Origin of the sequence: Cupriavidus basilensis (assembly GCF_029335485.1) — a bacterium.
GTDB classification, from domain to species: domain Bacteria; phylum Pseudomonadota; class Gammaproteobacteria; order Burkholderiales; family Burkholderiaceae; genus Cupriavidus; species Cupriavidus basilensis_E.
In genome coordinates, this window is sequence record NZ_JARJLM010000146.1 from 15362 (window position 1) to 27824 (window position 12463).

At 67.7% G+C, this 12463-nt stretch carries 12 protein-coding genes; 7 read left to right on the forward strand and 5 right to left on the reverse strand.

Features of this window, described 5'->3' with window-relative positions; translation table 11 throughout:
* The first annotated feature begins 3 nt into the window (after positions 1–3).
* Genes P3W85_RS08395 through P3W85_RS08410 form a run of 4 tightly spaced genes read left to right on the forward strand, consistent with a single transcriptional unit; the run spans position 4 to position 3453 of the window.
* On the forward strand, positions 4–1290 hold the full coding sequence (locus P3W85_RS08395) for a vWA domain-containing protein (RefSeq protein WP_276264432.1): 1287 nt from the start codon (positions 4–6) through the stop codon (positions 1288–1290).
* Positions 1281–1862 carry a CoxG family protein gene (locus P3W85_RS08400; RefSeq protein ID WP_017228710.1) on the forward strand — a complete coding sequence of 194 codons (582 nt, stop codon included), beginning with the start codon at positions 1281–1283 and terminating at the stop codon, positions 1860–1862. Before P3W85_RS08395 ends, P3W85_RS08400 begins: the two co-directional genes overlap by 10 nt.
* A complete protein-coding gene (locus tag P3W85_RS08405) occupies positions 1835–2863 on the forward strand; it encodes an XdhC family protein (protein ID WP_276264433.1) in 1029 nt (342 codons plus the stop codon). Before P3W85_RS08400 ends, P3W85_RS08405 begins: the two co-directional genes overlap by 28 nt.
* Positions 2845–3453, forward strand: a complete 609-nt coding sequence (locus P3W85_RS08410) for a nucleotidyltransferase family protein (RefSeq protein ID WP_276264434.1) — start codon at positions 2845–2847, stop codon at positions 3451–3453. The genes P3W85_RS08405 and P3W85_RS08410 overlap by 19 nt, the downstream gene beginning before the upstream one ends.
* Before the next feature lie 113 nt (positions 3454–3566).
* Here P3W85_RS08410 and P3W85_RS08415 read toward each other — a convergent pair whose 3' ends face one another.
* Both P3W85_RS08415 and P3W85_RS08420 read right to left on the reverse strand, forming a co-directional pair.
* A complete protein-coding gene (locus P3W85_RS08415) occupies positions 3567–4061 on the reverse strand; it encodes a DUF2938 domain-containing protein (protein WP_276264435.1) in 495 nt (164 codons plus the stop codon).
* An 18-nt stretch (positions 4062–4079) separates the two neighbouring features.
* Positions 4080–4961 (reverse strand): class I SAM-dependent methyltransferase, encoded by an 882-nt coding sequence (locus P3W85_RS08420; RefSeq protein ID WP_035818499.1) that lies wholly within the window; start codon positions 4959–4961, stop codon positions 4080–4082.
* Positions 4962–5036: 75 nt separating this feature from the next.
* Between P3W85_RS08420 and P3W85_RS08425 the strand changes: the two genes are divergently transcribed.
* On the forward strand, positions 5037–5474 hold the full coding sequence (locus tag P3W85_RS08425) for a helix-turn-helix domain-containing protein (RefSeq protein WP_276264436.1): 438 nt from the start codon (positions 5037–5039) through the stop codon (positions 5472–5474).
* 69 nt (positions 5475–5543) lie between these two features.
* Here the strand turns inward: P3W85_RS08425 and P3W85_RS08430 are convergent, their stop codons facing one another.
* The 3 genes from P3W85_RS08430 to otsB form a co-directional block, all read right to left on the reverse strand.
* Positions 5544–6935, reverse strand: a complete 1392-nt coding sequence (locus P3W85_RS08430) for an alpha,alpha-trehalose-phosphate synthase (UDP-forming) (RefSeq protein WP_035818501.1) — start codon at positions 6933–6935, stop codon at positions 5544–5546.
* 118 nt (positions 6936–7053) lie between these two features.
* Positions 7054–8892 (reverse strand): glycoside hydrolase family 15 protein, encoded by a 1839-nt coding sequence (locus tag P3W85_RS08435; protein ID WP_276264437.1) that lies wholly within the window; start codon positions 8890–8892, stop codon positions 7054–7056.
* Between the two features lie 12 nt (positions 8893–8904).
* Positions 8905–9690: a trehalose-phosphatase gene (gene otsB / locus P3W85_RS08440; protein WP_276264438.1), complete on the reverse strand. Its 786-nt coding sequence runs from the start codon at positions 9688–9690 to the stop codon at positions 8905–8907.
* Between the two features lie 252 nt (positions 9691–9942).
* On the opposite strand from otsB, the gene ilvA reads away from it, so the two are divergent.
* Together ilvA and queF are read left to right on the forward strand one after the other, a co-directional pair.
* Positions 9943–11469: a threonine ammonia-lyase, biosynthetic gene (ilvA, locus tag P3W85_RS08445; RefSeq protein WP_017225005.1), complete on the forward strand. Its 1527-nt coding sequence runs from the start codon at positions 9943–9945 to the stop codon at positions 11467–11469.
* Between the two features lie 65 nt (positions 11470–11534).
* Positions 11535–12368 carry an NADPH-dependent 7-cyano-7-deazaguanine reductase QueF gene (gene queF, locus P3W85_RS08450; protein WP_017225006.1) on the forward strand — a complete coding sequence of 278 codons (834 nt, stop codon included), beginning with the start codon at positions 11535–11537 and terminating at the stop codon, positions 12366–12368.
* Positions 12369–12463 lie beyond the last annotated feature (95 nt).

Sequence of the window (12463 nt, forward strand, 5' to 3'; positions counted from 1 at the left end):
GACATGCCCAGGCCGCATCCGGATTCCGCGCTTGCCGCCACGCCTCCCGCCAGCTCGCTCCCCATGCTGGCGCGCAACGTCGCGCACTTCGTCCGGCTGCTGCGCGATGCCGGCTTCGCGCTGTCGCCCGCGCATGCCGTGGACACGCTGCTGGCGCTGCAATACGTGGACATCGGCCGGCGCGACGAGGTGCGCGCGGCGATGGCTGCCCTGATGGTGAACGGCCCCGACCAGCGGCCGCTGTTCGATGCCGCCTTCGATCTCTTCTGGCGCGACCCTGACTGGGAAAGCAAGCTGCGCGCCCTGCTGTTGCCACGCGTGGACGCCGGGGCGCCGCCACCGAAACGCAACAACCGGCTGGCCGATGCGCTGGCCGCCCAACGCCCGCCGGAGTCCGGGCAGCGCGGCAAGGAAAGCACCGAACGCTTCACCGCGCCGCTCACCTTCTCCGCGCAGGAGCGCCTGGCCCAGCGCGATTTCGAAACGCTCGGCGCGGAGGAATGGCGCGCACTGCAGCATATGATCCGGGCCCGCCATGCGCGCCTGGCCACCGAGCGCACGCGACGCTTGCGCGCCGCCGCCAGCGGGCCGCGCGCCGACCTGCGCGCCAGCGCCAGGCTGGCGGTGCGCCAGCAAGGCGAATGGCTGCGCTGGAAATACCGCCGCCACGCCGAACGGCGCCCGCCCCTGGTGCTGCTGCTCGACATCTCAGGTTCCATGAGCCAGTACTCGCGCGCGGTACTGTACTTCTGCCACGCGCTGATGCAGTCGCGCGAGCGGCTGTCGGTATTCCTGTTCGGCACGCGGCTCACCAATATCACCCGCTCGCTGCGGGAGCGCGACCCCGACGAAGCGGTCAACGCCATCGCCGGGCAGGTGCGCGACTGGGCCGGCGGCACCCGCATCGGCGCGGCGCTGGCCACCTTCAACCGGCAATGGGCACGCCGCACGCTCTCCGGCCGCGCCACCGTGCTGCTGGTCACCGACGGGCTGGATCGCGAGGATATCGGCCTGCTGGAGACGGAGATGGCTCGCCTGCGCCGCTTCGCCCATCGCATCGTCTGGCTCAACCCGCTGCTGCGCTATGCCGGTTTCGCGCCGCAGGCGCGCGGCGTACAGGCCATCCTGCCGCACGTGGACGCGCTGCGCTCGGCGCACAACCTGGACAGCCTGTTCGCCCTCGAATCGCTGCTGGCCGCGCGCGAGCCGCTGGCCATGGCCGTGTTCCCCGCAGCGCGGGGACTCAAGATCATGAAAGACACCAAGGAGACGCCCCAATCATGGAAATGACGCAGACACGGCAATTGCCGGTAGCCCAGCAGACCGCCTGGGAAGCCCTGAACGATACGGGGCTGCTCAAGCAATGCATCCCGGGATGTGAGAGCATCGAGCCTGACGGCGATCACGCCTACCTGCTGGCGCTGACCGCCGCGGTAGGCCCGGTCAAGGCGCGCTTCAAGGGCCGCATGGCCTTGCAGGATATCCAGGCGCCCGACAGCTACACCATCCAGTTCGACGGACAAGGCGGCGCGGCCGGCTTCGGCAAGGGCACCGCGCAAGTGACGCTGGCGCCGGATGGCGAGCACACCGTGCTGACCTATACGGTCAACGCCCAGGTTGGCGGCAAGATCGCGCAGATCGGCTCGCGCCTGGTCGACGCCGCCGCGCGCAAGATGGCCGATGTCTTCTTCGACCGCTTTACGGCAGCGGTCAGCGGGGACGGCGCGCAGGAGGAAGCGCAAGGCGCCCAAGAGGATGTCGCCAAGGATGGAGCGGCGGCCGGCGACGGCAGCCCGCCCGATGAACAAACTGGTGAAACGAAGCGGAAACGATCATGGACAGCGTGGATCTCGAAGTCCTGAAAAGCAGTGTGCGCTGGCTGGCCGAGGGCCACCGCGCGCTATTGGTCACGGTAGTCAGGACCTGGGGCTCCTCGCCCCGGCCCGAAGGCGCGATGCTGGCGGTGCGCGACGACGGCCTGGTGGTGGGCTCGGTCTCGGGCGGCTGCATCGAGGACGACCTCATCGACCGGGTACGGCGCGAAGGCATTGCCGGCGCGCACCCCGAAGCCGTCAAGTACGGCATCAGCGCCGAGGAAGCGCACCGCTTCGGCCTGCCCTGCGGCGGCACCATCGAACTGGTGACCGAGCCGCTCGGCGCCGCCAGCCACCTTGACGAACTGCTGGAAGCCGTTGAGAGCGGCAAGCTGGTGGCGCGCACGCTCGACATGGCAAGCGGCCGCGCCACGCTCGGGCCCGCCCTGGCCACCGACGGCCTGGCCTTCGACGGCGCCACCCTGCTCACCATCCACGGGCCGCGCTACCGCATGCTGGTGATCGGCGCCGGGCAGTTGTCGAAATATCTGTGCCAGATCGCCGTCGGCCTGGGCTTCCAGGTGACCGTATGCGATCCGCGCGAGGAATATACCGAGACCTGGGACATTCCCGGCGTCACCATGGTGCGCACCATGCCGGACGATACCGTGACCGACATGCAGCTCGACGAGCGCAGCGCGGTGATCGCCGTCACGCACGATCCCAAGCTGGACGACCTGGCCCTGATGGAAGCGCTGCGCACGCGCGCCTTCTACGTGGGCGCGCTGGGCTCCCGCCGCAACAACCAGGCACGGCGCGAACGGCTGAAGGAATTCGACCTCAATGAATTGCAGCTGGCGCGGCTGCATGGCCCGGTGGGCATCTATATCGGCAGCCGCACGCCGCCGGAAATCGCGATCTCGATCCTGGCCGAAGTGGTCGCCGCCAAGAACCATGTCTCGCTGCCCGACATCCTGCAGGTGGAAGGCGCCAAGGCCGCGCGCGAAATGGCGGCCGGTGCCGGCAGCACATGCAGCCCGGCCCCTTGAACGGGCCGGTCACGGAGGCCGACCTGCCTACCGGCATTCTGCTGGCGGCAGGCTACGGGCGGCGCTTCGATGCCGCCGGCCGGCGCAACAAGCTGCTGGCCACGCTGCCGGACGGCAAGACCGTCGCCGGCCGCAGCGCCCACACCCTCGCCACCAGCCTGCCCGGCGCACTTGCCGTGATCCGGCCAGGCAATGCGGCGCTGGCTGCCGAGTTGCGCGGCGCGGGCTGCCGGGTACTGGAGACCGCTGCCGCGGAGGCAGGCATGGGCGCGGCGCTGGCAGCCGCGGTGGCCGCCACGCCGGACGCGCGCGGCTGGGTGGTGGCGCTGGCCGATATGCCGTGGCTGCCGGCCAAACTGGTGCGCGCGGTGGCGCTGACGATCACCACGCCCGATGCCATCGCGGCGCCCTGGCGGGATGGCCGGCGCGGGCATCCCGTCGGCTTTGGCTCGGCCTGGCGGGAAGCGCTGCTCAGGCTCGACGGAGACGAAGGCGCGCGCGAATTGTTGAAGACGCAGCCGGTGATGCGGATATTGACTGAGGACGAAGGGGCGTTCAGGGATGTGGATACGCCGGGGGATCTGACCTAGGGATTGGGGAGATCGGGGACTTTGGGGGTCGGAATGGCCAGTCGCCATGCCTCTGGGCTCGCCCCGGGAGATCGGCTTCGACGGCTTGCGTCAAAGCCGATGGCCTGGCGCCGCTAGCAGCAGCTTCGCCATTGAAACGTGTCCAGCAGACTGGCAACCCAGCCGGTCCCGTAAAGGCCGAGGCCGAAAATCCCGTGCGTGACGAGGCTATGGAGGCGCGCGGCGGCGGGACGCGGCGTGCGGCTGGCGGCCACGCCTGCGCCCATGCCTGGCTGCATCAAAAGGAAGGGCGCCGCCACGCTGCCGATGCCAACGATCAGCGCGGGGCCGAGCGTCGGATGACGGGTCCAGTCGAGGCCCCAGAACACGAGCAGCAGGGCCGCGAACGCCATGCCGATCAGATAATGGGCGATCCAGCCGATCAGGCGCTCGCCCTGTACGGGCGGTGAGGCGGCAATGGGATCGTGGCGAAAGCGTCCACGCGCCAGATGGGCGAGCCAGCGGCCCACCAGCGCATAGTCCAAGGGAGGGATGCCGAGCAGCCGCTTTTGGGCGGCTGCCCAGATGTCCGTCGCCGCCGTCGCGCCGGCCCCGATCAGCAGAGCCACATCAGATGGTCCACTGCCTCAGGCATGGGCTGCCTCCCGCGGCGCGGCTGACGCGGACGGCGCCCGGGCGCTGACCATCCAGCAGGCGGCGGTGTAGCGAACTTCGGTTCCGTGCACATAGGGCTCGGAGGCGGCGCGGACAGCTTCGCCGACTTGCGCGCGCGTCCGCTCGTCCGCGTCCTGGAGGATCAGGCCGACGGGCCCGAACCGGGAGAGGTAGCCGGCCAGCGCCTTTTCGGGCAGGGTGCAGTCGACATCGATCGGCCGGATGTCGATCCCGGCCCAGCCGCTCTCTTCCAGGATGGTAGAGATCCGATCCCGGTCGGCGAAGGAGAACTGCCCCGGTACGCCCGGCCGGCGGGCGGGAAGGTTCGGCAGCAGCGGCGCAGCGGCGCGCTCGGCCGTCGTCATGAACGGATTTTCCGCGGCACTCCGCCAGGCGATGAACTGAAGTTCGGCATCGTCCCTTGCCGCCCGCCGCAGGTTGGCGAAGGCCGCGACCGGGTTGTCGAAGAACATGACGCCGAGGCGCGAAATGATCGTGTCGAAGCTCGCGGGCTCGAAGGCGTGCATCTGCACGTCCGCGCGGATGAAGCTGGCCGTCGTGTCTTCCCGCCCGGCGCGTGCCCGGGCGGCGGCGATCATCGGATCCGAAATGTCGGCGCCGACGCAGCGGCCCCCGGCGCCGAGCAGCCGCGCAACGGCGAGCGTCGTGCTGCCCGTACCGCAGCCGACGTCGAGCACCCGGTGCCCGGATCCGGCGCGGACCGCTTCGACGAGCAGTTCTTCGAACGGCTTGAACATCTGGTCGAGCAACGCCTGTGCATCGACCCAGGCGCGTCCGGCGTGGCCATTCCAAAGCGCAGTCTGTTCGTTATCGGTCTGGGGTGTGGCATCCATGGTCATTTTTCCTTACTCGCCCTCAAGAAGCGGAAGCTAAACTATGCAGATTCAAGCCGACTTGAGGTCAAGAGGATGAAAAACCTGGACATTGGCGAGGTGGTGCAGCGATCCGGCGTTCCCGCATCGACGCTGCGGTATTACGAGGAAAAGGGGCTGATTGCCTCTACCGGCAGACGCGGGCTGCGCCGCCAGTTCGATCCCGGCGTGCCGGAACGGCTGGCGCTGATCGCGCTGGGGCGCGCCGCCGGCTTCTCGCTAGATGAGATTGCACTCATGTTCGTGCCGCAGGGGCGGCCGCGCATCGACCGCCAGATGCTCGCCGCCAAGGCGGAGGAACTGGACAGGACCATCCGCAGGCTCAGCGCCATGCGCGACGGCTTGCGGCACGCCGCCGCCTGCCCCGCGCCGAGCCACATGGAATGTCCCACCTTCCGCCGCATCCTGCAGGCCGCAGCTTCCGGCGCTATTGGAGCGCGAGGGAAGAAGACGCCACAGCCGCCGCGGAGCTAGTTCCAGGAGCCTCTATCGAGGAGCATCCATTGCCTGCGCCAGGGTACTGTGGTCAAAGTCGACCGCCCTTCACCCCCCCTCGGTCTCCGCCAGCGCCCTCAGATACTCCCCCCGCCACCAATGCACATCCTGCGCGCGGATGCGCTCCAGCAGCTTCTGGTGCCGCGACTGCCGTTCCGCCAGCGGCATATGCAAGGCCTGCTGGATCGCCTGCGCGGTGGCGTTGATATCGTAGGGATTCACCAGCAGCGCCTCGCGCAGTTGCTCGGCCGCGCCGGCAAAACGCGATAGCACCAGCACCCCCGGATCATCCGGATCCTGCGCGGCGACAAACTCCTTGGCGACCAGGTTCATGCCGTCACGCAAGGGCGTAACCAGCGCCACGCGGCAAGCGCGGCACAGCCCCGGCAACCTGCGCCGCGCGGTGATCCGATGGATGTAGCGCACCGGCATCCAGTCCAGCTCCCCGTACTCGCCATTGATCGCCCCTGACAACCCCTCCAGCTCGCGCCGCAGATCGGCATAGGCATCCACCGTCTCGCGCGACGGTGCGGCAATCTGGATCAGGGTCGCGCTGCGCCGGTTCTCCGGATACTGCGCCATCAGCGCCCTCACCGCCTTGAGCCGCTGCGGCAGCCCCTTGGAGTAATCGAGCCGGTCGATGCCGAGCAGCAGCCGGCGGCTCGCGTATTGCCCGCGCATCATCTCGTAGGTCTCGCGCGATTCGTCGCACCGCCCCAGTTCCGCGAACTCGTCGACGTCGATGCCGATCGGGAAAGCCTGCGCGCGCACGGTACGATGAAAGGCACGGAAGCGGTACTCGCCCATCGGCTCGGCCTGCGCCTCGCGTTGCACATAGCGCGAGAAATGCTCGAGATCGAGTTGGCTCTGGAAGCCGATCAGGTCATAGGCGAAGAGCGCGCGCATCAGCCACTCGTGCTGCGGGATGGCGGCCAGGATCAGCGGCGGCGGCAGCGGGATATGCAGGAAGAACCCCATGCGCTGGCCGCAGCCCATGGCGCGCAGTTCCGAGGCAAGCGGAATCAGGTGGTAATCGTGGATCCAGATCACATCGTCCGGGCGCAGCAGCGGCGCCAGCTTGCGTGCAAAGAGCTGGTTGACGCGCCGATAAATGTTGAGATAGGCGGAATCGAAATCCGCCAGGTCGATGCGGTAGTGAAAGACCGGCCACAGCACACCGTTGCTGTAGCCCTGGTAGTACGCGTCATGGTCCTCCCGGCACAGGTCGACCGTGGCCAGCGTGACATTGCCGGCCTGCTGTATATGCAGCTCGCCCTCGCCTGGCGTACCTCCCTGGGCAGGCTCCACGATCTTGCCGCTCCAGCCGAACCACATGCCGCCGGTGGCCTTGAGCGCCTCGCCCAGCGCCACCGCAAGCCCGCCTGCGGCGATGTTGCGCGGATCGGCCACGCGGTTGGATACCGCTACTAGTCTGCCCATGTCTTCCTTTGCCAGAACCTGGCCCTGCGCGCCGCCCGCAAGCATTGCGATGCCTGCGGGGCCCGGCCTGGCGCGCCGCTGCCGGTGCCCGGGCCGCGCCCGCTTGCCCGGGCGAAGCTCAGATCACCGAGTCCCACGGCGCGGACAGGCGCGTGGCGCCGTTGATGAGACCTACCATCGAGTAGGTCTGCGGAAAATTGCCCCACATCTCGCCCGTCAACGGATGGGTGTCTTCGGACAGCAGGCCGAGCGGATTGCGCGCCGCCAGCATGGCCTCGAAGATCTCGCGCGCCTCCTCGCGGCGTCCCACACGGGCCAGCGCGTCGATGCGCCAGAAGGTGCAGATATTGAATGCGGTCTCGGGCTTGCCGAAATCGTCCGGCGCCTCGTAGCGGCGCATATAGGGCCCGTCGCACAGCGAGGCTTCCATCGCCCTGAGCGTCGACATGAAGCGCTCGTCCTGCGGTGCGATAAAGCCGACTTCGGCCATCAGCAGCACGCTGGCGTCGAGTTCGCGGCCGCCGAAGCTCTCGGCGAACGCCTGGCGCTCATCGCTCCAGGATTCGCGCACGATGCGCTCCTTCATGCCGTCGGCATGCCCGCGCCAGTACGCCGCGCGATCCGGCAGCTGCAGCGCATCGCCGATCTTGGCAAGGCGATCGCAGGCGGCCCAGCTCATCAGCGCGGAGGAGGTATGCACGCGCGCGCGGGTGCGCAGCTCCCACATGCCCGCGTCGGGCGTGCCGAACACGCGCACCGCCTGCTCGCCCACGGTCTCCAGCACGCGGAACTCGGCGGCCCCGGCCCGGTGCAGCAGGCGATGGTCATGGAAGGCCTGGGCCGCGCCCAGCACCACATTGCCGTAGACGTCGTGCTGGAAGTGTTCCTGCGCCTGGTTGCCCACGCGTACCGGGCCCATGCCGCGGTAGCCCGGCAGGTGATCGAGCACGCTCTCCGGCAATTCAAGCTCGAGCCCGATGCCGTACAGCGGCTGGATATGCCCGTTGCTGGATTGCATCACTACATTGGACAACCAGCGCAGGTAGTCCTCCATGGTGCCGACCTCGGACAGGCTGTTGAGCGCGCGGATCACGAAGAAGGCGTCGCGCAGCCAGCAGAAACGGTAGTCCCAGTTGCGGCCGCTGCCCGGCGCCTCGGGCACGCTGGTGGTCATGGCGGCAACGATGGCGCCGGTCTCTTCATAGAGCGACAGCTTGAGCGTGATGGCGGCGCGGATCACCGCGTCCTGCCATTCGCGCGGCACCGCGAGGCGGCGGCTCCACATGCGCCAGTAGGCGGTGGTCTCCTGCTCGAAATGGCGCGCGGTTTCCTCCACGCCGCCCTGCAGGGTTTCGTCCGGCCCGAGGATGAAATTGTGCTCGCGCGTCAGCAGGAAAGGCGTCTGCGACAGCACATAGGTCAGCGGCGCGTCGGTGGTCATGCGCAGCGTCATGCCGTCGCCGATATAGCGCACATGGCTGCTGCCGCGCGTGATCTCGGGCTTGACGCGCCCCCAGTCGAAACGCGGCGCCACCGTCACCCGCACGCGCGGCGCTCCGCGCACCGGGCGAATCCGCCGGATCAGCGTGGTGGGCCGGAAATAGCGGCCGAGCCGGAAAAACCGCGGCGCGAAATCGGTGATCTCGAGGCAGTTGTTGTGCCGGTCGGTCAGGCGCGTGCGCAATACAGCGGTGTTGGGCTCGTACCATTGCTGCGCGTCACTGACATCCTCGATCTCGATGGCGAAGTGGCCCGCATTCTCGCCAGGATCGAGCAAGGCATTGAAGACCGGATCCCCGTCGAAGCGCGGCAGGCAGCACCACACGATGCGGCCATGCCCATCGACCAGCGCAGAGATCGCGCAATTGCCGATCATGCCCAGCGATAGCGACGGATCGGCATGGCGGCCGGCGCCCTCGGCACTGGCCTGCCTACCCTCGGTGAATGGGTTGCTCACAGCGAATCCCCCTCAAGACGTCGTTGTGGATGTGGTTCCCGGCTCCGGCGCGCCCTCGGCGGCGGCCATGGCTTCCAGCGCCTTGGCAGAGCGATGCAGCCAGCAGCGCAGCGCGGCGGGGCCGGGCACGCTGACGGTGGCAGCGCTGGGCCGTTCGCCGACCAGCACGCCGACGCCGCCCAGGCGCCGCACCACGGCAAAGCCGGCCTCGTCGGTGATGTCGTCGCCGGCAAACAGCGGCAGGCGGCGTGCAAAGGGCGGGCCGCGCATGAAGGCGGCGATCGCGCCGCCCTTGTCGACGCCCGCCGGTTTGAGTTCGACCACCATCTTGCCGTGCAGGACTTCGATGCCGGGCACGCCACTTGCCAGTTCTGCCGCGAAGTTGCGTACCAGGCCTTCGAGATGGGGCACGGCGCGATAGTGCACCGCCACCGCCACCGCCTTGGGCTCGAGCTGCAAGCCGGGATGCGCGTTCACCAGAGCGGAAAGCGGCGGCAGCAACAGGGGCACGGCGCGATCCTGCTCGCGCAGCCGGTAGCCGCCCGCATCGCGCAGTTCCGCGCCGTGCACGCCGGCCGCGGGCAGCCGCAACGGATGCAGGAAATGGTCCAGTTCTGCGATCGGCCGGCCGGAAATCAGCGCGACGGCGCCGCCCAGTTGCGTATGCAGGGCGCGCAGCGTCCCCACCAGTTCCGGTTCGACCTGCACGAGGTCGGGACGCGGCGCAAGGTCGGCCAGCGTACCGTCGAAATCCAGGAACAGCGCGGTGTTCGGTTCGATAAGAGGTAGGGAAGGCATTGCGTTACACCGTATCACGAGTGCTCCGGCAGCGTCCACCGGGCTTCGTCCTACAAAGTGCGCGATCGCTCCCAGAGCAGGCAGGGACGCCGGTTGCACCGCCACGGCGGCCCGGCGCGCGGCATCCGGGGTGACCTGGAAGACCCTTGCGCGCCGCCTTGCCGGAGGCCCGGGTGCCGGTGCAGGCATCGGCACCCCGCGCCATCCTTTATCATTAGCGGTTTCCGCCCATCCTCGCCCCGGCTGTCCACGATGACCCGCAAACCCGATTACCTGAGAAAGATCCTGACCGCCAAGGTGTATGACGTGGCCCAGGAAACCGAACTCACCTACGCGCACCTCCTCTCCGCACGCACCGGCAACTCGGTGTGGTTCAAGCGCGAGGACACCCAGCCGGTGTTCTCGTTCAAGCTGCGCGGCGCTTACAACAAGATGGCCTCGCTGACGGCGGAGGAACTCAAGCGCGGCGTGATCGCGGCCTCGGCGGGCAACCACGCCCAAGGCGTGGCGCTGTCGGCCGCCCGGCTGAAATGCAAGGCCATCATCGCCATGCCGGTGACCACACCCCAGGTGAAGATCGACGCGGTGCGCGAGCGCGGCGGCGAATGGGTGGAGATCGTGCTGCACGGCGAGTCGTACAGCGATGCCTACAACCACGCCGCGGTGCTGGAGAAGAAGCACAAGCTGACCTTCATCCACCCCTTCGACGATCCCGAAGTCATCGCCGGCCAGGGCACCATCGCCATGGAGATCCTGCGCCAGCATCCGGGCCCGCTGCACGCGGTGTTCGTCGCGATCGGCGGCGGCGGCCTGATCTCCGGCATCGCGTCCTACATCAAGGCCGTGCGTCCCGAGATCAAGGTGATCGGCGTGCAGACCGTGGACTCCGACGCGATGAAGCGCTCGGTGGACGCGGGCAAGCGCGTGGAACTCAAGGAAGTGGGCCTGTTCTCGGACGGCACCGCGGTCAAGCTGGTCGGCAAGGAAACCTTCCGCATCACGCGCGAGCTGGTCGACGAGATCGTGCTGGTGGACACCGACGCCATCTGCGCGGGCCTGAAAGACGTATTCCAGGACACCCGCAGCATCCTGGAGCCGGCAGGCGCGCTGGCCGTGGCCGGCCTGAAGCTGTATGCCGAACGCGAGAAGCTCAAGGGCCAGCACCTGGTGGCGATCGCCTGCGGCGCCAACATGAACTTCGACCGCCTGCGCTTCGTGGCCGAGCGTGCCGAGGTGGGCGAGGCGCGCGAGGCGGTCTTCGCAGTCAGCATCCCCGAGGAACGCGGCAGCTTCAAGCGCTTCTGCGAGCAGGTCGGCACGCGCAACGTGACCGAATTCAACTACCGCATCGCCGACAACAGCATGGCGCACATCTTCGTCGGCGTGCAGATCGCGAGCCGCGCGGAAAACGAGAAGATCGCCGCGGGTTTCCGCCGCCACGGCTTCGATACGGTGGACCTGTCGAACAACGAGCTGGCCAAGCAGCATATCCGCTACATGGTGGGCGGGCATTCGCAACTGGCGCACGACGAACTGCTGTACCGATTCGAGTTCCCGGAGCGTCCGGGCGCGCTGATGCGCTTCCTGTCGAGCATGAGCCCGAACTGGAATATCAGCCTGTTCCACTACCGCAACCAGGGCGGCGACACCTCCAATATCCTGGTTGGCATCCAGGTGCCCAAGAACGAGAAACGCGCCTTCCGCGCCTTCCTCGCCACGCTGGGCTATGTACACTGGGAAGAGACCGAGAATCCGGTGTACAAGCTGTTTTTGTCCTGATCAATCCCGTGGCTCCCGCCCTGCCCCCCTCGACGGGGATGGGCGGGGCCACACGCGAGGCAACCATGAGCCTTCCCGAACAATCGCCGCTAGGCAAACCCTCTGCCTACAAGACCGAATACGACCCCACCCTGCTGTTCCCGATCCCGCGCCAGCCCAAGCGCACCGAGATCGGCCTGGCCGAAGGCCGCGCCCTGCCGTTCTTCGGGGTGGACATCTGGAACGCTTACGAGCTGTCGTGGCTGAACATGAAAGGCAAGCCGCAGGTGGCGCTGGCCAGCTTCATCATTCCCGCCGACACGCCCAACATCGTCGAGTCCAAGTCGTTCAAGCTCTACCTGAATTCGTTCAACCAGAGCAAGATCGCCTCGGCCGAAGCGCTGCAGCAATTGCTGCACCACGACCTGTCCGAGGCCACCGGCGGCACGGTGCAGGTGCGGCTGGTGACCGAGGCCGACCTGGGCACGCAGAAGATGGGCGAGCTGGAAGGCCAGTTGCTGGACCGCCTTGACATCGAGACCGACATCTACGAACCGGCCCCCGAACTGCTGCACGCCAACCATGACGAAGCGCCGGTGGAACAGACGCTGGTATCGCACCTCCTCAAGTCCAACTGCCTCGTGACCGGGCAGCCCGACTGGGGCAGCGTGCAGATCCGCTACGTGGGCGCACCGATCAACGAGGAAGCGCTGCTCAAGTACCTGATCTCGTTCCGCAACCACAACGAATTCCATGAGCAATGCGTGGAGCGTATCTTCACCGATGTGATGCGCCAGTGCAAACCGGTGAAGCTGGCGGTCTATGCCCGCTACACGCGGCGCGGCGGACTGGACATCAATCCGTTCCGGACCAACTACAACACGCCGTGGCCGGACAACCGGCGTAATGCGCGGCAGTAGCGCCGCCAAAAACATAGCATTTAGCCTGAAAATTCACTCGTTTCAGAAAGAGACTTCATGCGGCATGACAATGCTGCAATTCAGAAACCTGATTC

Excerpts from the sequence above, each read along its gene's own strand:
- P3W85_RS08395 (WP_276264432.1), top strand. The coding sequence starts at position 4 with ATGCCCAGGCCGCATCCGGATTCCGCGCTTGCCGCCACGCCTCCCGCC.
- P3W85_RS08400 (WP_017228710.1), top strand. The coding sequence starts at position 1,281 with ATGGAAATGACGCAGACACGGCAATTGCCGGTAGCCCAGCAGACCGCC.
- P3W85_RS08405 (WP_276264433.1), top strand. The coding sequence starts at position 1,835 with ATGGACAGCGTGGATCTCGAAGTCCTGAAAAGCAGTGTGCGCTGGCTG.
- P3W85_RS08425 (WP_276264436.1), top strand. The coding sequence starts at position 5,037 with ATGAAAAACCTGGACATTGGCGAGGTGGTGCAGCGATCCGGCGTTCCC.
- P3W85_RS08420 (WP_035818499.1), bottom strand. The coding sequence starts at position 4,961 with ATGGATGCCACACCCCAGACCGATAACGAACAGACTGCGCTTTGGAAT.
- queF (WP_017225006.1), top strand. The coding sequence starts at position 11,535 with ATGAGCCTTCCCGAACAATCGCCGCTAGGCAAACCCTCTGCCTACAAG.
- otsB (WP_276264438.1), bottom strand. The coding sequence starts at position 9,690 with ATGCCTTCCCTACCTCTTATCGAACCGAACACCGCGCTGTTCCTGGAT.
- ilvA (WP_017225005.1), top strand. The coding sequence starts at position 9,943 with ATGACCCGCAAACCCGATTACCTGAGAAAGATCCTGACCGCCAAGGTG.
- P3W85_RS08430 (WP_035818501.1), bottom strand. The coding sequence starts at position 6,935 with ATGGGCAGACTAGTAGCGGTATCCAACCGCGTGGCCGATCCGCGCAAC.
- P3W85_RS08410 (WP_276264434.1), top strand. The coding sequence starts at position 2,845 with ATGCAGCCCGGCCCCTTGAACGGGCCGGTCACGGAGGCCGACCTGCCT.